Raw genomic sequence first — 22702 nt, 5'->3', positions numbered from 1 at the left:
GATTTGATATTAACAAATCGATACCCTTTTGGATGTATTAAAGTTGAATACTTTTTATATTTGTTTTCAACTTTAATACATCCAAAAATAAAGCGCTATTTATAGTTTTTTTTTGGATTAAATTTATTACGTTAAAATGACTATTGAATATAATTTGCAGGAATTACCTGATGTAGCAAAGCAATTATTATCAAAAATATCACATAAAATTGTGTTGTTTGATGGTGATATGGGGGTAGGAAAAACAACTTTAATAAAAGAAATATGCAAACAGTTGGGCGTTCAGGATGTCATTTCTAGCCCTACATTTTCTTTAGTTAATGAGTACAAAGGTGATACAGCAACCATTTATCATTTTGATTTTTATAGAATTGAGGACGAAGAAGAAGCATACCACATCGGCTTCGAAGAATATCTCGATTCTGGAGAATGGGTATTTATAGAATGGCCTGATAAAGTACAAAATTTACTTCCTAATAATAGTATAAAAATCAAGATCAATATATTAGATACTGATAAACGGGTCCTATCTATTTAAAGATGCAAAAAATCTAGTACCCATAGATCAAAAACTCAAATTAAAGTTGTCATAAGGCATCTTCAATGAGGTAGATTTCATAAAAATCAAAACGTCTAAACACATTACACCTAAACACTGATTACCAATAATATAATATCAAATCAATGATCTAATTTGTTTTGTTAGCTTTTTTATTCGTAATTTGAGTTACACAATTTCACACAAATGAGTAAACCGACATATCCTTTTACCAAAGAGCAGCTGCTACCACAGGAAGAAATGATAGAAGTAGCGCGTAAAAAAGGAAAACTCTTTATAGGAATCCCTAAAGAAACACATTATCAAGAAAAACGAATTTGTCTTACCCCTGATGCCGTTGCTGCATTAACTGCACATGGTCATAGGGTATTGCTAGAAACTAATGCGGGTATCGGCGCTAGTTTTACAGATCGTGATTATAGTGAAGCAGGTGCAGAAATTACCAATGATAAATCAAAAGTCTTTAGTTGCCCGATAATTCTTAAAGTAGAACCACCTTCTATTGAAGAATTGGGGCTAATAAATCCTCAAACAGTATTAATATCAGCATTACAACTTAAGACACAATCTAAAGAATATTTTCAGGAATTAGCAAAAAAGAGAATCACAGCATTAGGTTTTGAATTTATAAGAGATTCTGATGGAGCATACCCTGCCGTTCGTGCATTAAGTGAAATAGCTGGTACAGCATCAGTACTGATAGCATCAGAATTAATGAGCAGCGCGACTCCTTTTGGATCAGGTTTAATGATGGGAAATATCAGTGGTGTTCCTCCTGTAGAAGTCGTTATTATAGGAGCAGGTACCGTTGGTGAATTTGCAGTTCGTTCTGCCATAGGTTTAGGAGCTGGAGTAAAAGTATTCGATAATTCGATTACTAAGTTACGTCGAATACAAACCAATGTAGGGCGTCCTTTATACACATCTACGATTCAACCAAAAAATCTTCTGAAAGCATTGCGTCGCTGTGATGTAGTCATTGGTGCCAAAAGGGGAAAAAATAGAGCTCCAATAATTGTTACAGAAAGCATGGTAGAACGCATGAAAACCGGAGCAGTTATTATCGATGTAAGTATAGACACAGGAGGATGTATAGAAACAAGTGAAGTGACAACTCATGATCATCCAACTTTTAAAAAACATGGTGTGGTACATTATTGTGTACCTAATATCCCTTCAAGATATGCAAGAACGTCGTCCCTATCAATTAGTAATATCTTCACCCCCTACCTTTTACAAATAGGAGATGAAGGAGGAATCGAAAATGCCGTACGTTTTGACAGAGGTTTAAAAAACGGACTGTACTTTTATCATGGTATTCTTACTAGTAAACCAATAGCTGATTGGTTTGATCTTTCTTATAGAGATATTAATTTGTTGATCTTATAAGTAGAAAAACTAATTCAAATTCTCTTAGCATAATTATATAATTTATTTGGTAATACTTACTTTTGGGCCTTAATTTACTTTTCCGAAAAAAATTATGAATTTAGGACAACGTTTTTTTTATTACTTAAGTGGATTTGCTATTGGCCTAATTCTTTTATTTTTCTTTTTGGGAGGAAAAAAGGCGTCTTGTGATTATACTCCTTCTGCAAGAGTGCTTAAAAATATACGAATAAAGAAGAAAGAATACTCTTCGCAAGCACTAACCCTAATGCAAAAATTTAAAATTGACACATCGCATATTACTGAGCTATTACTAAAAGGTGATGTTGATTTTTCTAAAAGTAACACCAAACTTGATTCTTGCAAAGTATATCATCTAGAAGGATTAGCGAACCAGAAACCGGTAACAATTATCGTTAGAAATTGTGATTCGATCGCAAAAATTGACTCTATAACTTTGTCAAAATAGCTATAAAAAGTAATCTTATCACCTTACATCTTCTTTTACAGAAAAAAGAACTATCAAAGCCTATTTTTTCTATTTGAAAGTATATTAAAAATAGCTCGACTTTATATCCCGCTAGTTTATAATAATATAATGAAATTATATATCCCAAGAATAGAAGTTACTTTCTTGGTTGCAAACAAAACCAGTTCTTGGATATAATGTATTACCAATTAGATTGGTCTTCTCTGTTTCTAATAGTAACCCACAAGAATTAGAAGAAACTGCTAATTCCTTTGCTTTATCAATTAATGAGATTGAAATGTTATTTCCTCTAAACTCAGGATTCACAAACAAATCATTTAACAACCAAAGTTTTTTCATTCTAGTAGACGAAAAAATTGGATACAATTGTACAAACCCAACCAATAGATCTTGATTTTTTTCTGCGACATAAATTGTTGATTCATTATTTTTAATTCTAGCTATTAAAAACTCTTTACTACCCACTGGATCTGATTCTTTTTTATAAAAAACTCTATAGTTATTAAATATTATTGATAACTGATCAATATCCCCTAAGTTAGCATTACGTATCACTATCATGATTTATCTTTTTGATGGTTTAATGTTTTTATATTGTACTAAAATCTCCTGTAAAAACCTTATATCAATAGGCTTATAAACAACCGTTTTACTTTGAGGAAATTTTTTTATAGAATTGCCATGAATGGCATTTAATGGGCGTATAGGCCTTTTTTCGAAACCTCCTCCACAATTGGGACATACATTCTCTAGTATTTCTTCTACACAGGTATTGCAAAATGTACATTCAAAAGAACAAATCATGGCTTCATCACTATGATTAGGTAATTTTTTGTTACAATTTTCGCATGTCGGTCTTATTTCTAACATATACTAATACTTATTGTTTACCATTTTTACTACCACTGATATCTAAAAATTACCAGTCCTAGTTACCAGTTTTTTAATCCTAAAAAGGAAATAAGCTCTCTTAAAGGCACTTAGTAACTACCCATTTTCTGTAACATATCGACTAACTGTATGAGGAAGCTCAACTTCGGGAAGAAGCCTATCATCAGAAATTGCTTCACCAGCAACTTGTTTTATAGGAATTACACCTGCCCATATAGGTAACTCATAGTCTTTGGATTCATCTACAGCACCTTGGGCTCTTATTTTCGCAGATGCTGTTTCTATTGTCAATTCAATAACTAACGTAGCATTTAATTCTTTTTCATTTGGTTGTCGTATATGCTCCCAATGTCCTGATATCATATGATTAACCATATAAGCCAGCGCTTCCTTTTTTTGTTCGATTTCATCTACGATTTTCACACTACCAAACACAGTAACTGATCTATAATTAGCAGAATGATGAAAAGCAGATCTGGCTAATACTAAACCGTCTAAATGGGTCACAGTAACACTGGCTTTACCGGCTTTTAGAATATTCATAAACATTCGATTCTTTAATGATCCATGAAGAAAAATTTTGTTTTCCTTTCTAGCGTAGGCCATTGGGATTACAACTGCATGCCCCTCGAATGCATATCCAATATGACACAAAAAAGTATCATCTAGTATTTGATTTATAGTTGCAATATCATAAGACGCTCTCTTAGAACCACGTATAACCTTATTAAGCTTAGATGTTGAATATTCTTTCATTAGATTACTGATTTATGATGTAAAACTACTAATATTGTGGTACACCCTAATGATCCAGTTTACTAATAAACAATAGTCCAGTAATGTTTCCTTTTAAAAATAATATAATTCTAACGCGAACTGCTAATCGTACCCTATATCTTCAATTATCTGATCAGCTGATAAGGTATATTAAATCTGGTAAATTACCTCCTGCTACTAAATTACCTGGATCCAGAAAACTAGCAGAGGATCTTATGATTCATCGTAAAACGGTTATAGCCGCATATGATGAGCTTATTTCTCAAGGATGGATAGAAACGATACCTGCCAAAGGCACCTTTGTAACAAGTACATTACCTATAATAAACCCTAAAGATTTTGATAAAAAAACCTCCATACGTAATACTAAAAATAAAAGTAGTTTTTCATATGACATTCGTCCTCACCTAAAACGAGAATTAAATAAGAATACGTCAAAAAAAAATGTAAGAATTGAAGATGGGGTTCCCGACCATCGATTGGCTCCTATTGATGAAATAGCGAAGGTATATAGAAATATTACAAAAAAGCATCACCATAGACAATTACTAACCTATGGTTCTGTCTATGGCAATTATGACTTAAGAATGGCTTTGGTAACCTATCTTAATCAAACTAGAGGTTTACGTATTACAATAGACCAAATTTTGATAACACGAGGAAGTCAAATGGGCATCTATCTAGCTAGTCAATTATTACTACGTAATAGAAAGAGAATCGTTGTAGGATCGACGAATTATATGACTGCTGATAATACATTTACTGATGCGGGAGGTATTATAGAACAAGTTCCTGTAGATCAAAATGGTATAAACACAATAGTACTAGAAGAGCTGTGTAAAATTAAAGAAATTAATGCCGTATATGTTACATCACACCACCACCACCCTACTACGGTAACACTCTCTGCAAAAAGACGTATGCATCTGTTACAACTTGCCAAGAAATACAACTTTGCAGTTATTGAGGATGATTATGATTATGATTTTCATTATAATAATTCACCTATTCTTCCTTTGGCTAGTAATGATATTAACGGAAATGTGATCTATATCGGAGGGTTTACAAAAATCATAGCTCCAGCCATGCGGATTGGATATCTTATAGGACCAAAAGATTTTGTTGATGAAGCCGCAGATTTAAGACGAATAATCGATCGACAGGGAGATCAGTTACTAGAACAAACACTTGCACAAATGATAAAAACAGGTGATGTGCAACGTCATTGTAATAAAGTACTAAAAATATATAAACAAAGAAGGGACTTGTTTTGTGCCCTTATGAAGAATAAGCTTGGTGATTATTTTGATTTTGAGATTCCCAAAGGTGGTATGGCTGTATGGGTAAAACTAAAAAAACCATATGATTGGGATACTATTAGCAAAATAGCCCTGGAACAAAGCCTAGAAATTACGCCTAACTGGAAAAGGTATGATAATGATAATTCTGGCCATAATGGCATAAGAATAGGATTCGCGACAATGAACGAAGAAGAAATACAAAATGTCATTGAAAAACTAGTAGAAGTCTTTTATAGTATTGATAAAAACAGTTAAAACATAGATCTTATTCTATTAAATAATGGAATTCTTTCTATCCACAGGATAACAATAAAACCCAATATATAAGCGGCTAAATCTAACCAAGCGAAAGAGTTTCCAAATATAACCAAAGCAAGTCTTGAATGTTGTAATCCTATTACTTCAACAAAATTAAAATACTGTAATATTTCTATTGCAAAAGAAAATAACAGCACACCAAATGCGGCATATAAACTATCTATAACAAAAAAGCTTTTAATAAAGCAATATATAAGAATTACAACCAAAGTATCTCCTATATAAGGACGTATGATATGATCATCTATAAATAGCGCTATGATAACTTCAATAATAAATAGGAGAATACAGAGAATAAAATACTTTTTTTTGAATGTAAGCATATGATATAGTTCTACTTTATTTGTATTTGAAATAATAAAATTTCCTTTTGAGAATCGTCCTCTCGATAATAAAATTTCAAAATAGAACTTTTGTTCTTAAATGCTAAAACTTGTAAATCAGTGGTTTTTACATCAAAATCATAATTACTTTTTAGATTTCCAATTTTTTTTATTTCCTCTTCATTTTTAGTCTTGATTAGTATGCTTCCGTTACAATCAATACAAGGTGTATCATCAAAGTATTTTACATTTAATATATCCTTTGCTCTAATTTTTCCTTTCTTTAAAATGATCTTCGAATTTTCGCTAAAAACATTACCTTCCTTTATAAGCGTACCAGCAACATAAACTTTCCAAAACGATAAAGTGTCTTTAGCAACTTTTGCATTTGAAAACCCAGTCAGATAAATAAATAAAAATAATACAGTAAGATATCTTTTCATTTGATATGAATTATTAAAACAAATATATGAAGCATCCTACAATATGTAATAACAGGAATGGATTTTAGTTTTTATACCAGAACATATTCATTATAACGCACTGACTTCGTCATTAAAAGGATAAACCAATAGTCACTACAACCAAAAAAACATACTTAAAATACGGTAAAACCATAAAATATTGACATATTTTGTAATATTTAGACTACAAAATAACCTTTAATTGATTAAAAATATGTATTTTGCAGAAATAAAAAGCATTTAATCTATTATCCCCAAAAATAGAATACATGAAAAAATACTACCTATATACTATATTACTCTTAGTAGTAAATGCGGCAATATATTCCCAGAATACGAAGCTGGATACTAATCTTATAGAACAAATAAAAAGTGCAACCGATTCTGTTAGTTTTGAATTAGCAAAAGAAAAATACAGAGTTAATATTGAACCCAAAAAAGAATATGATAACTCAATGGTATATGCCCGCTTATTTTTGGAGATCGCAAAACGCAATGAATATGACCGAGGCATTGGATATGCTTACAATTTGATAGGCAACATTTATAATATAACAGAGAAGCATTCAGAAGCAATCAAATATTATAACAAAGCAATTATTTACTTTAAAAAAGTTAATTGCCTAAGAGGTTTGGCCATTATTAATAATAATATCTCCATTATAGAACAGGAACGAGGGAACCTTGAGAAAAGTGCAAACCATTTATTAGATGCTAAATTATATAATGAACGATTAAAAGATAGTTTTAGACTGTCACAGGTTTATAATAATCTAGGGAATGTATATGGTAGGCTTGGAGATTTTGAATCGGCAAAAAAATACTTCTCCAAAACCATTATTATTAAACGAAAAAAGAACCTTCCTAAGTTGGGTACTAGCCTCAATAACCTTGCACTAGCATATATCAAAGAAAAAAAATTAGATACAGCAAGGACAATTCTTCTTGAAGCTCTTGAAACCTGTAAAAAGAACAAAAATTATAGAAGTCTTGCAAACTCTTACAGTATTCTTGGGGAGTTAACCTTTACGACCAAAGAGTTTCAAATATCGAAGAAATATAGTGACTCAGCTCTCATTGATGCTCAAAAAACAAAATACTATAGAGTCGTGACTACGGCCAAACAACAATTAGCGCTCATAGCCATAAACACCAAAAATTATCAAGAAGCAGAAAGAAATCTGGTAGACGCGAGAAATGACTTGGAAAAAACACCTATGTCTCGATTACTCCTCAAAAACTATCACTATAGTGCCATGTTGGATTCTGCCAGAGGGAATTTTTCTAACGCCTATGTATGGCAAAAAAAATATCAAAAGCTTTCAGATCAAAGCTTACTAGATGACTCCGCACTTAAAATACAACTGGCAGAAAATCGCTTTAAAGCGGAAATGGAACAACTAAAACGTATCGACGAACAAGAAAAAAGAGAACAAAAAACTGCTCAACAATTAATTCAATACAGAATATTTGCTTTTATAAGTTTGGGAGTAGTTATTTTGGTGCTATGTTTTCTTACCTTTTTTATTAAATCCAGAAGGGAAAGAAAAAGGTATATTGAGCAATTAGCCGAATCGAATCAAGTTAAAAATAAACTGTTTTCGATCATCTCTCATGATCTCAAAAATGAAATTCATGGTCTTGACGGAAGTCTTAATTTACTTAAAAACAACACAATAACAGAAGAAGAATTTAAAACTATTGTGCCCTTACTTGCCAACAGAACACACCAAACTTCTATATTATTAAATAATTTATTGAATTGGTCTAAGTCTCAAATGAAAGAATTAAATGCAAAACCTGTTCCTTTTGACATTACTGATATCATTCATAACAAATTCAGTTTCTTTGAGCCTAAAGCCCAACAAAAGAAAATTAGACTTATTAATAAACTAAACCCTACGAAAGTTTTCGCAGATAAAGATATGTTTTCGATAGTAACGCAAAACCTAATTGCCAATGCCATTAAGTTTTGTAACCCCGGAGATTCTATTACGTTATCTTCTAGGGAGAAAAATGGCTATTATGAAATTAGTTTTCAGGATACAGGTGTTGGTATTGATCCTGCTAACATAGATAAACTATTTGCCGAAGATACCTTTACCACAAATGGTACACAGCAAGAAACTGGTACCGGTTTAGGACTGAGGATTTGTAGTGAACTTATTAACCTTAATAAAGGAAAAATAAGAGTTCAGAGTATTTTGGGCGTTGGTAGCACCTTCTCAATACTATTACCAATAGCATCAGAAATTGCACTAGCGCAGGCCTCTTAATTATAAGATTAACTATTTGTAATTAGTCTCCTAAGAAAAAACATCCTTTAAAATTACTTCGGGTTAATCTAACCTCCAGGGAGGGTTTTTTCTATTGTCTCCGGCATAATATAAAATGATTTGATTATTATCTGGATCTTTAAGACGTGCCTCTCGCCATAACCAAGGTTGATCGATCGGCAATTGATCAAACGTAATTCCTTCCCGAATTAGACGTGCGACTTCATCATCTATTTTATCAACTTCGAAATAAATATAAATCCCTTCACCTGTAGGTGTGTTATTTGTTTGATGAATTGAAAAAGTAGCATCTCCCTCAATACATTCGAAACGAGCATACTTCGGTAATGCTTCTACAATAAGGCGTAAACCAAGCTTTTTATAAAATTCAATAGATTGTGCTACATTTACCGAAGGAACTGTAATTTGATTAAGATTCATAAAGCGGTTATTATAATTTCCTTCTCTCCTTTTCTTGAGATAATAAGTTCAATTCTCTACTTGTTTGACCCGCTACAGATGTATTTTCCTCTGCTCGTCTAATCAGATAAGGCATTACATCTCTTACTGGGCCAAAAGGAACATATTTAGCAACATTATACCCTTCTTCTGATAAATTAAAGCTAATATGATCACTCATCCCATACAACTGACCAAACCAAACCCTAAAATCATTTTTTGCAATAGTCAACTCTCGCATTAGACTCATTGCCAAATAACTACTTTCTTCATTGTGTGTTCCTATAAACACAGAAATATCTGCAAGATTCTTCAAAATATAATGCATGGTTTCATTAAAATTTTGATCAGTTTGTTTTTTATCCTTACAGATAGGAGTAGGATACCCTTTTTCTTTGGCACGTTCATTTTCCTTTTCCATATAGGCTCCGCGCACAATCTTTACTCCTATTTTAAAATTATGAACTCTTGCTTCTTCATGTAACTGATATAAATATTCTAACCTATCATGTCTATACAATTGTAATGTATTATATACAATTGCCTTTTCTTTATTATATCGACGCATCATTTTGGTTACCAATTCATCTGCAGCATCTTGCATCCAACTTTCTTCTCCATCAATCAACACCGCAACATCACACTCATGTGCTTTTTTACAAACAATATCAAAACGTTTTTCAATGCGCGTCCACTCTTTTTCTTCTTCTTTGTTCAACTCAATATTTGCCGTTTTCTTTTCCCAGATTAAAAATCGTCCTAATCCAGATGGCTTAAAAACTACAAAGGGCATTGCATCTTTTTGATCTGCAAACTCAAGCAATTCAATAGTTTTATTCAAAACGGCATCAAACTGCTCCTCCTCCTCTTTTCCTTCAACAGAGTAATCTAATACTGAGCATACACCTTTGGCAAACATCTTATCAACAACAGGCATACAATCTTCTTCATTTACGCCACCACAGAAATGATCAAAAACAGTAGCACGAATAAGTCCCTGAACAGGAAGATGCGCCTTAATAGCAAAATTTGTAACCGCGGTACCTATCCTCACCAAGGGTTCATTCGAAATCATTTTAAATAGAAAATAAGCTCTTTCTAGCTCAGAGTCACTCTTTAGAGCAAATGCGGTGGTTGTATTATCAAACAGTTTTTTTAAGTTCATTATAAAATTTATTAAAGAATCTTTAGTATTTAAGACATAACACTACAAACAATCTCGTTTTTAATCAAATCGACACGTATATTTTACGATATCAGCAAATATAGAATTTGTAGGTTTATTTTATTACAAATTCTACTTAATTTCGTGCCAATAATTCACACCATATGACGCCAATAGTTTCTAAAGATTCTGTAGTATATTTTGATCAGGAATGTTATACTGCCCTTAATACCTATTTAGAAAAAGCAAATCACTCAAAAATATGTATTCTTGTTGATAGCAATACCCATGAACACTGCCTATCCTTACTAATGAGTAAGATTGAAAAAGAATATAATATAGAAGTTATAGAAATTGAACCTGGCGAAATTCATAAAAATATAGAGACCTGTACTGGTGTATGGAACGCCCTTTCTGAATTAGGTTTTGATAGAAAAGGGTTACTAATCAATCTTGGTGGTGGTGTTGTAACGGATTTAGGAGGTTTTATTGCATGTACTTACAAAAGAGGAATTAGTTATATCAATGTTCCTACTTCATTACTTGCAATGGTAGATGCATCTGTAGGAGGAAAAACTGGAGTAGACCTGGGTAATTTGAAAAACATGGTAGGTGTAATCAGTGAATCAGAAATGGTACTTGTTGATACAGAGTACTTAGAGACATTGCCAGTTAACCAAATGTGTAGTGGTTTTGCAGAAATGTTGAAACATGGTTTGATACAGGACCAATCATATTGGAAAAAATTAAGCGATCTATCCAAATTAAAATTTGATGATCTGAGTGAAATGATTTATGACTCTGTCGTTATAAAAAACAAAATCGTTTTTGAAGATCCAACTGAGCAAAATATTAGAAAATATCTGAATTTTGGACATACACTAGGCCATGCTATTGAATCTTTTTATCTTACAAATCCTGAAAAACCTGTATTACTTCATGGCGAGGCCATTGCTATAGGAATGATTATGGAAGCGTTTATTTCTGTAGAATTATTATCACTTACTTCTGATGAGTTACAAAACATTAGTGAGGTAATTTTGGCAACATTTCCGAAAATAGATATAGACCCAAAAGATCATCAAGATATTATGGATTTGCTTATTCATGATAAGAAAAATGAAAAAGGAAATATATACTTTGTACTACTTAATTCTATTGGCGATGCTACTTTTAACTGTATTGTCCCTGATGCGTTAATACATAAGTCCTTCAGTTATTATGCAGGACTTTAACTCTATCATGAGCTAACATTGTTCGTGTCTAAAAATGACTTGATATCAAGTAAAGGGGTATCCTTTTACCCGTATGTAATTTAGAAACTTGGAAAGATATATCGATTGATCATTAATCCAGTTATCCTTAGATATTGAAGTTTTTGATAATATCTAGTATAACAGCTCCTCTATTAATTATACGCAAATAAACTTGTCAACACTTTTCTAAACCGTTTTCTTTTACGAATGGATGTTTTCTTTTCTAGTAAAGGTACCGCAATTTCTATAATAGTACCTCTATTGAGCATTGTATCAATAAACATAGTGCCTCCCATTGATTCTGCTCGAGAAACTATATTTCTGAGTCCAATACCTTTACTTGTTTTTTCCTTATCAAAACCAATACCATTATCTTCGATAATAAGTTTAACATCACCATCGAGAATTGTAAACTGTAAATCGATCCTATCGGCCTGTGCATGTTTTATAATATTACTTATTAATTCTTGTGTTATTCGATACAGTTCAATCTTGATTCGGTCATTTAATTGATTAAAACCCGAAGGAGGATAAAAGTCATAATAAATCTCAAAATCACATGTTTTTGACAAATCTAAAAGGTAATCAGTAATCAACTTTTCAAAAGTGTTTTTTAAAATATTAGAAGGTATTAGATGATGAGAAAGTGCACGTACCTCATTATAGGTACCATCAATATTTCGTATAATATTCTGTAAATCTGAATCTGATGTATTTGTTATTCTATTTAAATCCAACTTGATAGCAGCGAGGTTCCCTCCTATTCCGTCATGCAATTCTTTTGCAATTCGTTCTCTTTCTTTATCACGCCCTTGGTTAGCTGCATTAATTGCTTCAATTTCTTTTTTGGTAATCAGCTTTTGAGTTTTTAATCGCTGACGATAATACATGAATATAAAAAACGAAATTAGCAATGCCAAAATACTACCCGTTATTGCAATATTACGCACTAACGCTTCTCTTGCTAATAATGATTTCTGAATTTTGATCTGATTTTTCTGAATCTCTTTTTCTGCAGTTTGCAAACTATCCTGCATGTTCAATTGACTAATTTTGTTTTTTCTGCGTATCATCTGCAGTTTTATGATATCCAGCTTGCGCTGTCCTGCTTCAAGATCTTTTTCAAGTTGCATCCTATTTAACTGCTCATTTTGATTTTGTAATAGAATACTTTGGTATTTTTTCTCTTTTTGTAAAAAACCAATTGCTTGTTCTTTTTTTTCAGTATTATACTTTATGTGAATGTTGGAGATCTCCTTAATTTTATCCAAACTAAAAAGACTATCCTTAATCCTAGAATACTTTTTATAATATTCAAGCCCTTCCTTATTTTTATTTAATTTTTCATAACATTGCGATAATCCGTGATAATTATCTTTTGTTTTTTTTCTCGATTTTGTTTTAAGTGATAAAGTCAGACTTTTCTGAAAAAATACGATGGCTTTTTCATAATTCTCTAAGGCAATATAAATATTACCAAGTCTGGTATAAGATTTTATAGCTATTTCATTAAATTCGGTTAATTCTTCTTCATCCTCTATTACCTTTTCCATCCAATACAGTGCCTTTCCTGTTTCTCCTTGTTGAATCATAATTTCGGCCATTTCATTGTAGTAATCAAAAAGGCCCTTAGAGTTTTCAATTTCTGTAAAGCCTCTAAAAGAAATATTCAAATGTACTAGAGCTTCATCATATTTTTTTTGTTTACTATCAATCTTTCCTAATCCAAGATGAACTGTCGAAATGCTCCATGTATCATCTATTTCTTTTGATAATTTCAATGCATTTTGAAAATTGTCTTCTGCAGCCACCAGTTCATTAAATTGATAAAAGGCATCACCAATACTTATGTATAGATCTACTAATGAGGACTTATCATCTTTTTGTTCATAATACATTAAACTATTATATAACAATTCAATCCCTTTTTTATAGTCTCCTCTTTCTACATGAACACCAGCTACATAGATGTTTATAGATGCTACTCGGTCGTTATTTTCTATTTCTTCAGCAACTTTAATACCTTTATCAAAATAACGTAAGGCAACATCATAATCCCCTTTCTCAAAATGACTTAAACCCAAATTAACATACACATAGGTGCTTGTAAACAAATACCCTTGCTCTTGACATATTCTCAGCGCCTCTAAATATTGCTTTATAGCTTCCTCATGCATATCATGCATATTAAACAGTACTCCTCTCTCAACCAAAATATGTGTAATAGCCCTATTATTACGTTTTTTTTTGGATAAGGCCAAGGCTTTATCAAAGTGCATGTTAGCTTCATCTATATTCCTCTGATTCTTTAATAGATTACCTATTTTTACATGAAGATTAATTTTCAAATTATCATCCCCTAATTCGTATGCTACCTCTAAGGCTTTCAAAGCTGTTTTTTTTGCTAATTTCTTTTCTCCATTATACGCATAGATAGAAACCAAATTATTCATTGCCCAGGTAACGGTAGTAAGATTCCCTATTTTTTTACCTATCTCAAGACTTTTAAGAAAACACTCTTTAGCCTTGCCATTCTCTTGACACTTTAGATATAAGTCTCCCATACTCCCATATAACCATGCCTCATTTTCATCACTTTTTATGGTAGAAAACAATTCATTCGCTATAGTAAAATGCTCTTTAGAGAAAGTAAACTCACCAGAAGTCATATAAGCCTCTCCAATAATAATATTTGCAACTCCTATTTGAATAGAATCCTTATAATTCTCACTCAATTTAATAGATTGCTTAGCATACTTTATTGCCTTTTTGTAATCATTATTAATATGAGCTTTTGCTAGATTAATTAAAATAGCAGTATGCTCACTCTCTTCTGCTACTTTTAATCGAGTAGTAAGACTATCAACCAAACTCTTGTTTTGACTATATGCAGAGCAATACAACAAACAGAATAGGATGAAAAGATTAAATATTTTGGGTATAAAAGTAGTTTTCAAAATTGTTTTTAATAAATTTGATTTTGACAATGTACTAAAAAATCCTACGTTAATTTTTTTCAAAAAAGCTTTTTAAAAGTAAAAAGGCATCATTAATCCATAATCTATTGAAAAAAAAGCTCTTAAAATTACTCAAAATACTTGTAATAAGTATAATTGTGCTAGCTTCCATCACGATAGCAACACTGTATTTTTCTTTGAATGAGAAACTTCCTAAAGGAAAATCAGGGCAAGAAGCTGATAATTTTGCCCTAAAAATACAAAAAGCAGTGCGCCATGAAGCATTCATACAAACCGATTATATACAATGGACTTTTAGAAACAAACATCACTATATCTGGGATAAAAAACAAGGACTCGTTACGGTACAATGGGATGAACATACTGCATATCTTAACCTAATTGATAGTTCTAAAAGCAGGCTAAAAAATAACACCATCAGTAAAAGTAAAAAAGAAAAACTTCTTACCAAGGCATTAGCCTTTTTTAATAATGATTCTTTTTGGGTAGTTGCCCCACATAAATTATTTGATAAAGGAGTTACTCGCGAAATAGTAACACTAGAAGATAACACCAAAGCTCTGTTAGTAAAATATGCTTCTGGTGGCACTACACCAGGTGATAGTTATCTCTGGAAAGTGAATAAAAATCACCTTCCTTTAACCTATAAAATGTGGGTCTCAATTATTCCTATCGGAGGTATCGAAGCCACTTGGGAAAATTGGACAACAACACAAAGTGGCGCCTATATATCTCAGCAACACAAACTTCTTGGTTTCGGAATTCCAATTTCTAATTTAAAAACCTGGTCTAATTAATATTTTTGTAGTTTATACGATAAAGTAGATATTAGTGTATAAAATAAGTATGATCTTTATTTTTTACTACTACTTCCTGTAAATTGTTGTGACTTATTTTTAAACAGGACATTAAATGTGGTTAAACTACCATAAATGCGAGTAATATATTGCTGCAAATCAATTTTATCTTGATCATCCAGAGAGGAACTATTTATTTTTTGCTCCATTACGCGAATACGATCACGTACCATTACAATTTTATGAAAAAAAGTATCGATAGGCACTTCTTTTGAAGTCAAGTTCTGATCTGCTGGTTGCATACTAAGTACACCTCCTTTCCATTTATCTGCTATAGGAACAATTTCTGAGACATCACTATATCGCTTTAAAAGCTCTCTAAACGTCTTCTCTACCTCATAAAAACTAACGGTATCTACTTCATCTTCTACACCATCAATAACCTCAAAGTCATCTTCAATATCAATAGTCTCTAATCCATTATCAATAAAAGTTACCCAATACATTTTTGAAGTTACATTGGTTACCACACCCAATCCAAATTCTGAATGTTTTATTCTTGAACCTATGCCTAAAATCATATCTTTAATTTTTTTATCTAATGTAATAACAATACCTATTATTTGAAAACATATTACAAAATTAGTATGCACTTAACAAAACTGAAACTCTTCTATTTCTCAAAACGAGGTCAATTAACTACATTTGCAATCTTGGCAAAAAAAATATGACTGGATCACAAGACCACATAGAAGTTTTAGGAGCACGTGTTCACAATCTAAAAGATATTGATGTAACTATACCCCGAGAAAAACTCGTAGTTATAACCGGACTATCAGGTTCGGGAAAATCTTCATTAGCTTTTGACACCATCTATGCCGAAGGGCAAAGACGATATATAGAAACATTTTCTGCCTATGCGCGTCAGTTCTTAGGAGGGTTAGAACGACCCGATGTTGACAAAATTGATGGATTGTCTCCTGTGATTGCCATAGAGCAAAAAACAACCAGTAAAAGCCCTCGTAGTACAGTAGGCACAATAACAGAGATTTACGATTTTTTAAGACTATTATATTCTAGAGGTAGCGATGCCTACAGCTATAATACCGGAGAAAAAATGGTAAGCTATAGTGATGAGCAAATACAAAATCTCATCCTAAAAGATTTCGAAGGAAAAAAAATAAACATTCTAGCCCCTGTAATACGGTCCCGAAAAGGACATTACAGAGAACTTTTTGAGCAAATTGCTAAGCAAGGATTTGTAAAAGTTCGTACCAATGGAGAAATTAAAGATATTACCAAGGGTATGAAGCTTGATCGATATAAAACTCATGATATTGAGATCGTTATCGATAGATTATTAGTAACGCAAGATCAAATTAATTCAAAGCGTTTAATGGAAACGATTAATACAGCTATGTATCATGGTGATGATGTATTAATGGTTATTGAGCAGGGATCAAAAGAGGCGCGCTTTTTTAGTCGAAATTTGATGTGCCCGTCAAGCGGAATTTCATATCCCAACCCCGAACCGAATAATTTTTCATTTAATTCGCCAAAGGGAGCATGCCCTAATTGTAATGGTATAGGAACACTTTATGAAGTAAATGAAAAGAAAATAATTCCTGACACCTCTAAATCTATAAAAAATGGTGGTTTAGCGCCACAAGGGCCACAAAAGAATAATTGGATTTTTAAGCAATTAGAACTCATTGCACAACGATTTGATTTTAAACTTAGTGACCCCATTGAAAACATCCCTCAAGAAGCAATGCAAATTATCCTTTACGGAGGAAAAGAAAAATTTCAAATCAACAGTAAAACACTGGGTGTAACTAGAGAGTACAAAATTGATTTTGAAGGAATTGCTACATTCATAGATAGCACATACAAAAATAATGATTCTACATCATTAAAAAGATGGGCTTTAGAATTCATGGATAACATTCAATGTACAGAATGTCAGGGATCAAGATTGCGAAAAGAGTCATTATACTTCAAGGTTAATAAAAAAAATATAGCCGAATTAGCGGCAATGGATATTATCGAGCTATCCGAATGGTGTAAAATATTACCAGAACAATTAACCGAGCGTCAGAATAAAATTTCTAGCGAAGTAATAAAAGAAATTAATACGCGACTGCAATTTTTGATTGATGTAGGCCTCACCTATTTATCACTAAATAGAAGTAGTAAATCCTTATCGGGAGGAGAAGCACAAAGAATCCGATTAGCAACGCAGATTGGGTCGCAATTAGTAGGAGTACTTTATATTCTTGATGAACCAAGTATTGGATTACATCAAAGAGATAATGAAAAACTTATAAACTCACTAGTACAATTACGAGATATTGGCAACTCTGTGATCGTAGTAGAACATGATAAAGACATGATAGAACGTGCTGATCATGTTATTGATATTGGTCCATTAGCAGGAAAACATGGAGGAGAAATTATTAGCGAAGGAACTCCTGAAGAATTACAAAAGCACAATACACTTACCGCAGATTATTTGAGCGGAAAAAAGAAAATTGCGATTCCTGAACAAAGAAGAGAAGGCAACGGAAAAACCATTTCATTAAAAGGAGCCACTGGAAATAATTTAAAAAATGTATCTATAGACATTCCTTTAGGAAAAATGGTAGCCATAACGGGTGTCTCTGGCAGTGGAAAATCAACTCTTATTAACGAAACCTTATATCCAATTCTAAATGCATATTATTTTAATGGTGTAAAAAAACCCATGCCCTACAAAAGTATCAAAGGGCTCGAACATTTAGATAAAGTAATTGATATCAACCAGTCTCCTATTGGGCGTACTCCTAGATCTAACCCTGCTACATACACAGGCGTTTTTTCTGAAATTCGGAGTCTATTTGCAAAAACCCCAGAGGCAATGATACGAGGCTATAAACCGGGGCGTTTTAGTTTTAATGTCCAGGGTGGTAGATGTGAAACATGTAAAGGTGGTGGATTGCGTGTTATAGAAATGAATTTCTTACCAGACGTATACGTAGAATGTGAAACCTGCCAAGGAAAACGTTTTAACAGAGAAACACTAGAAATTAGATACAAAGGAAAGTCTATTGCAGACGTCTTAGAAATGACAATAAATGAATCCTGTATGTTCTTTGAGCACGTACCTAAAATTTTCAGAAAACTCAAAACCATTCAGAATGTTGGTTTGGGATATATTACCCTAGGTCAACAATCAACTACATTATCAGGAGGAGAGGCACAGCGCATCAAATTAGCAACAGAATTGTCAAAAAGAGATACTGGTAATACATTTTATATATTAGACGAACCTACAACAGGATTACATTTTGAGGATATTCGTGTTCTTATGGACGTACTAAACACACTTGTTAACAAAGGGAATACTGTATTAATTATCGAACACAATATGGATGTCATAAAAATGGCAGATTATATTGTTGATATTGGATATGAAGGGGGAAAAAATGGTGGTAAAATCGTTGCCAAAGGTACCCCCGAAGAGATTATAAAAAATAAAAAAAGTTACACAGCAAAGTTTCTAAAAAAGGAACTAAGCATATAATTAAAAAGAATTAGTCATTTATTATGAGAAAAGAACAACACCATAAAGGCTGGAATGAAATAAAAACAAACGACTCATGGGCAATCTTCAAGATAATGGGAGAATTTGTCAATGGATTTGAAAAAATGAGTAAAATTGGACCGTGTGTATCGATATTCGGATCTGCACGAACCAAAACAGATAATAAATATTACAAATTAGCTACAGAAATCGCTCATGAAATTGTAAACAATGGCTATGGAGTTATTACCGGTGGTGGTCCAGGAATTATGGAAGCAGGTAATAAAGGAGCACATCTAGGCGGAGGTACTTCTGTAGGATTAAACATTGACCTTCCGTTTGAACAACATGACAATCCTTATATAGATAGTGATAAAAGTCTGGATTTTGATTATTTCTTTGTTCGCAAAGTAATGTTTGTAAAATACTCACAAGGATTTGTTGTAATGCCTGGTGGATTTGGTACTCTAGATGAGTTGTTTGAAGCAATGACTCTCATACAAACAAAAAAAATAGCAAAATTTCCTATAATATTAGTAAGTACTGAATTTTGGGGAGGACTAATGGACTGGGTAAAAACAATATTATTAGAAAAATTCGAAAATATAAGCCCTCAAGATTTAGATCTTATTCATGTTGTAGACACTCCGCAAGAAGTGATTCAAATTTTGGACAAATTCTATGGAGAATATAATTTAAGCCCTAATTTCTGAAACATCTTATTATTAAATCAGTTACTTAGTTTGGAAAGGATATATAAAATATTTAACCATTTGAAAAGTGATTTTAACATTGTATAAAAATTGAGGACTTTAAAACTATATCATTTTGTAATTGTTTTTTTTATACTTACAAAAACTTCGGCTCAACATGATATTACTATTAATGCGGTTTTGGATAGTGAACAAAAAACACTGACCATAAAGCAAGAAATAGTATTCAAAAACTCATCAAATGATATACTTAATAAAATATTTTTTCATGATTGGGCAAATGGTTTTTCTGACAAAACGACTCCACTAGGTAAACGATTTTCTGAAGACTTTTTAAAGAAATTTTATTTTGCAAAGGAAATTGATCGTGGGAGCACTACCATACAAAATATATCGGATCAAAATTCGGCGCCACTAACATGGGGAAGACATGAGGGTATACAAGATATCTTATGGGTAGATAGTCCCTCTCCTATTTATCCCGGGCAACAACAGACTTTTATATTAACATACAAAGTAAAAATCCCAAATGCCAAATTTACACGATACGGGTATCATAATAACAAAAATTTTAGCCTAAAACATTGGTATATAGTCCCTGCGGTATATGATACCACATGGAACATATATAGTCATAAAAACCTTGATGATTTTTATGCTCCTTTAGGCAATTATCAAATAAACCTAACGCTACCTACAGATTATGAAGTAACGAGTGAATTACAACAGGAATCACTCCTCTTATCAGAAAATGACCTTACTAAAACAATTCAATTATATGGCAATAAAAGAAATGAAGTCAAGCTGTATATAGAAAAAGAATCAAGTTTTTATGATTTTCCGTCTAACGGGATTCAGTTTGTAAGTAGCGTTGATGATGATGAATTAATGCCTAAAATGAAATCTGTGACTATAGATCGAATTTTAAGTTTTTTACAGAAACGTTTAGGCCCTTATCCTTTTGATAAAATTGTTGTTTCTGAGAATGATTATAAAAACAATCCTGTATATGGTCTAAATCAATTGCCCGATATTGTAAGGCCTTTTCCTGATGGGTTTCAATATGAAATAAAACAATTAAAATCCATAACAGAAAAGTATCTAAGAAGGACGCTATTGGTTAACCCAAGGTATGACGCTTGGATAAAAGATGCCATACACATTCATTTGATAATGGATTATACCCAACAACATTATCCCGATATGAAAATTATCGGTAAGTTGAGTAAAGTTATAGGTATACGTTGGTTTCATTTGGCAAAATTAGATTTTAATGATCAGTACTATCTTGCTTATAAAAATATGATGAGATTATTTCTTGATCAATCATTAGATACTCCACAAGATGAATTAGTAAAATTTAATCAAAATATTGCAAATGCATACAAAGCCGGTGTTGGACTTAAATATTTAGAAGACTATTTGGGGGACGACAATATAGTCAATCAAAGTATTCAAGAATTTTATAGCCAAAACGTATTACAACACACAGGATCCGAAGAATTTCGACAAATACTCACAAATCTATCAAAGAAAGACGTATCATGGTTTTTTGAGGACTATATCAAAACCAACAAGAATATAGATTTTAAAATTAAGTCCGTTAAGAAACGAAAAGATTCACTTGAAATAAAAATAAAAAATAAGAACAATACTAATGTTCCTATTTCATTGTATGGATTGAGAAAAAAAGATGTCGTCTCAAAGACATGGGTAATGGGAGTTGATGGCACCAAAAAAGTAAAAATTTCGAATGACGACATTACCAAAATAGTTTTAGACTACGATCAAAATATCCCTGAAGTAAATCGACGAAATAATTATAAAAATCTAAAATGGATTTTTAACAAGCCTTTTCAGTTCAGGTTTTTTCAGGACGTAGAAGATCCAAAATCAAATCAAATATTTTTTATTCCAGAGTTTGAGTTTAATGTTTATGATGGTTTTACTATTGCGTCAAAATTTTATAATAGCTCTTTTATAAAAAAGAATTTTGAGTATCGAATTGCGCCAGCTTATGGACTCAAATCTAAAACATTATTAGGATCATACTCCTTGATTTATAGAGATGAAGTAGCTAATGATGGATTATATCAAATACGATATATTACCAATGGAAGTATGTTTAGTTATGCTCCTGAATTATTATTTAGACGTTTTTCATCATCAGTTAGTTTTCTTTTTAGACCCAGTGACCTGCGATCGAATCAACGACAAAATTTTACTATTAGGAACATTAACGTTTTTAGAGACAAAGATGACGAGATTCCTCTTGCGACTCCAGATTATAATGTCTTTAATGCCAGGTACAGATATTCAGATTTTAATTTGATTAATTTTCTCGGATATAGTATGGATTATCAACTCTCACAAAACTTTAGTAAAATATCGACTACCATAAATTATCGAAAATTATTTCTTAATAATCGTCAACTAAACCTTAGACTATTTGCAGGTACTTTTCTTTTTAATAACACTCAAAAAGACGGTGATTTTTTCAGTTTTGCTCTTGATAGACCTACAGATTACCTATTTGACTATAGTTATCTAGGACGTAGTGAAGATACTGGTTTAGTAAGTCAACAGATCATTTTGGCAGAAGGAGGATTTAAGTCTCAACTCGAATACCCTTTTGCAAATCAATGGATTACCACATTTAATGCAAATACTAATATCTGGAATTGGGTATACGTATATGGCGATATTGGTGCATTAAAATCAAAAGGCACTTCGGCCAAATTTGTATATGATTCAGGAATACGATTAAGTCTTGTTGCAGATTATTTTGAATTATTTTTTCCTGTAGTTTCTAATAATGGTTGGGAGATGAGTAAACCAAATTACGGGCAACAAATACGATTTATGATTACGCTGAGTCCCAAGACATTAATTAGTCTTTTTACCCGAGAATGGTATTAATAAATGATCTATTTTTTTTAAATGTGAAAATTTTGAATATTTGTTAACCAATCCATAAAAAAATC

General features: G+C 32.0%; 19 protein-coding genes. 10 read left to right on the top strand and 9 right to left on the bottom strand.

Features of this window, described 5'->3' with window-relative positions:
* The first annotated feature begins 136 nt into the window (after positions 1–136).
* The 3 genes from tsaE (at position 137) to DZ60_RS0102920 (ending at position 2417) form a co-directional block, all read left to right on the top strand.
* The gene (tsaE, locus tag DZ60_RS0102930) at positions 137–538 is read left to right on the top strand and encodes a tRNA (adenosine(37)-N6)-threonylcarbamoyltransferase complex ATPase subunit type 1 TsaE (RefSeq protein WP_025740351.1); all 402 of its coding nucleotides are present in this window, start codon (positions 137–139) and stop codon (positions 536–538) included.
* A gap of 207 nt (positions 539–745) precedes the next feature.
* Positions 746–1948, top strand: coding sequence for an alanine dehydrogenase (locus DZ60_RS0102925; protein WP_025740349.1), 1203 nt, complete (start codon positions 746–748; stop codon positions 1946–1948).
* A gap of 94 nt (positions 1949–2042) precedes the next feature.
* Positions 2043–2417 carry a DUF4258 domain-containing protein gene (locus DZ60_RS0102920; RefSeq protein ID WP_025740347.1) on the top strand — a complete coding sequence of 125 codons (375 nt, stop codon included), beginning with the start codon at positions 2043–2045 and terminating at the stop codon, positions 2415–2417.
* Between the two features lie 135 nt (positions 2418–2552).
* Here DZ60_RS0102920 and DZ60_RS0102915 read toward each other — a convergent pair whose 3' ends face one another.
* The 3 genes from DZ60_RS0102915 to DZ60_RS0102905 all read right to left on the bottom strand — a co-directional run bounded on the left by DZ60_RS0102915 (position 2553) and on the right by DZ60_RS0102905 (position 4085).
* Entirely contained in the window at positions 2553–2999 is a 447-nt protein-coding gene (locus tag DZ60_RS0102915; protein WP_081740365.1) for a GNAT family N-acetyltransferase, read from the bottom strand.
* A 3-nt stretch (positions 3000–3002) separates the two neighbouring features.
* Entirely contained in the window at positions 3003–3308 is a 306-nt protein-coding gene (locus DZ60_RS0102910) for a DUF1272 domain-containing protein (protein ID WP_025740343.1), read from the bottom strand.
* A gap of 117 nt (positions 3309–3425) precedes the next feature.
* Positions 3426–4085 (bottom strand): pyridoxamine 5'-phosphate oxidase family protein, encoded by a 660-nt coding sequence (locus tag DZ60_RS0102905; protein ID WP_025740342.1) that lies wholly within the window; start codon positions 4083–4085, stop codon positions 3426–3428.
* An 83-nt stretch (positions 4086–4168) separates the two neighbouring features.
* On the opposite strand from DZ60_RS0102905, the gene pdxR reads away from it, so the two are divergent.
* Positions 4169–5662, top strand: a complete 1494-nt coding sequence (pdxR, locus tag DZ60_RS0102900) for a MocR-like pyridoxine biosynthesis transcription factor PdxR (RefSeq protein ID WP_025740340.1) — start codon at positions 4169–4171, stop codon at positions 5660–5662.
* Here pdxR and DZ60_RS0102895 read toward each other — a convergent pair.
* Both DZ60_RS0102895 and DZ60_RS0102890 read right to left on the bottom strand, forming a co-directional pair.
* On the bottom strand, positions 5659–6048 hold the full coding sequence (locus DZ60_RS0102895; RefSeq protein WP_025740339.1) for a ribosomal maturation YjgA family protein: 390 nt from the start codon (positions 6046–6048) through the stop codon (positions 5659–5661). The two genes, pdxR and DZ60_RS0102895, sit on opposite strands and share 4 nt — an antisense overlap.
* A gap of 11 nt (positions 6049–6059) precedes the next feature.
* On the bottom strand, positions 6060–6491 hold the full coding sequence (locus DZ60_RS0102890) for a hypothetical protein (protein WP_025740337.1): 432 nt from the start codon (positions 6489–6491) through the stop codon (positions 6060–6062).
* A gap of 290 nt (positions 6492–6781) precedes the next feature.
* On the opposite strand from DZ60_RS0102890, the gene DZ60_RS0102885 reads away from it, so the two are divergent.
* Positions 6782–8788: a tetratricopeptide repeat-containing sensor histidine kinase gene (locus DZ60_RS0102885; protein WP_025740336.1), complete on the top strand. Its 2007-nt coding sequence runs from the start codon at positions 6782–6784 to the stop codon at positions 8786–8788.
* A 63-nt stretch (positions 8789–8851) separates the two neighbouring features.
* Here DZ60_RS0102885 and DZ60_RS0102880 read toward each other — a convergent pair whose 3' ends face one another.
* Both DZ60_RS0102880 and DZ60_RS0102875 read right to left on the bottom strand, forming a co-directional pair.
* Entirely contained in the window at positions 8852–9229 is a 378-nt protein-coding gene (locus DZ60_RS0102880) for a VOC family protein (protein ID WP_025740334.1), read from the bottom strand.
* 10 nt (positions 9230–9239) lie between these two features.
* The gene (locus DZ60_RS0102875) at positions 9240–10412 is read right to left on the bottom strand and encodes a proline dehydrogenase family protein (protein WP_025740333.1); all 1173 of its coding nucleotides are present in this window, start codon (positions 10410–10412) and stop codon (positions 9240–9242) included.
* 164 nt (positions 10413–10576) lie between these two features.
* On the opposite strand from DZ60_RS0102875, the gene aroB reads away from it, so the two are divergent.
* Positions 10577–11647 carry a 3-dehydroquinate synthase gene (gene aroB, locus DZ60_RS0102870; RefSeq protein WP_025740332.1) on the top strand — a complete coding sequence of 357 codons (1071 nt, stop codon included), beginning with the start codon at positions 10577–10579 and terminating at the stop codon, positions 11645–11647.
* A 173-nt stretch (positions 11648–11820) separates the two neighbouring features.
* Here aroB and DZ60_RS23960 read toward each other — a convergent pair whose 3' ends face one another.
* On the bottom strand, positions 11821–14688 hold the full coding sequence (locus DZ60_RS23960) for a tetratricopeptide repeat protein (protein ID WP_025740330.1): 2868 nt from the start codon (positions 14686–14688) through the stop codon (positions 11821–11823).
* 95 nt (positions 14689–14783) lie between these two features.
* On the opposite strand from DZ60_RS23960, the gene DZ60_RS0102860 reads away from it, so the two are divergent.
* On the top strand, positions 14784–15443 hold the full coding sequence (locus DZ60_RS0102860) for a hypothetical protein (protein WP_152537350.1): 660 nt from the start codon (positions 14784–14786) through the stop codon (positions 15441–15443).
* Positions 15444–15499: 56 nt separating this feature from the next.
* On the opposite strand, the gene DZ60_RS0102855 is transcribed toward DZ60_RS0102860, so the two are convergent.
* Positions 15500–16024, bottom strand: a complete 525-nt coding sequence (locus tag DZ60_RS0102855; RefSeq protein ID WP_025740327.1) for a hypothetical protein — start codon at positions 16022–16024, stop codon at positions 15500–15502.
* Positions 16025–16170: 146 nt separating this feature from the next.
* Here DZ60_RS0102855 and uvrA point away from each other — a divergent pair, with 146 nt between their 5' ends.
* From uvrA to DZ60_RS0102840, 3 genes are all read left to right on the top strand, one after another.
* The gene (gene uvrA / locus DZ60_RS0102850; protein WP_025740325.1) at positions 16171–19005 is read left to right on the top strand and encodes an excinuclease ABC subunit UvrA; all 2835 of its coding nucleotides are present in this window, start codon (positions 16171–16173) and stop codon (positions 19003–19005) included.
* Between the two features lie 23 nt (positions 19006–19028).
* Positions 19029–19718 (top strand): LOG family protein, encoded by a 690-nt coding sequence (locus tag DZ60_RS0102845; protein ID WP_025740323.1) that lies wholly within the window; start codon positions 19029–19031, stop codon positions 19716–19718.
* Positions 19719–19808: 90 nt separating this feature from the next.
* Positions 19809–22637 carry a metalloprotease gene (locus tag DZ60_RS0102840; protein ID WP_025740321.1) on the top strand — a complete coding sequence of 943 codons (2829 nt, stop codon included), beginning with the start codon at positions 19809–19811 and terminating at the stop codon, positions 22635–22637.
* The last annotated feature ends 65 nt before the right edge of the window (positions 22638–22702 follow it).

This window comes from Aquimarina pacifica (genome assembly GCF_000520955.1).
Taxonomy (GTDB): domain Bacteria; phylum Bacteroidota; class Bacteroidia; order Flavobacteriales; family Flavobacteriaceae; genus Aquimarina; species Aquimarina pacifica.
This window is presented reverse-complemented; position numbering and strand designations above follow the sequence as displayed.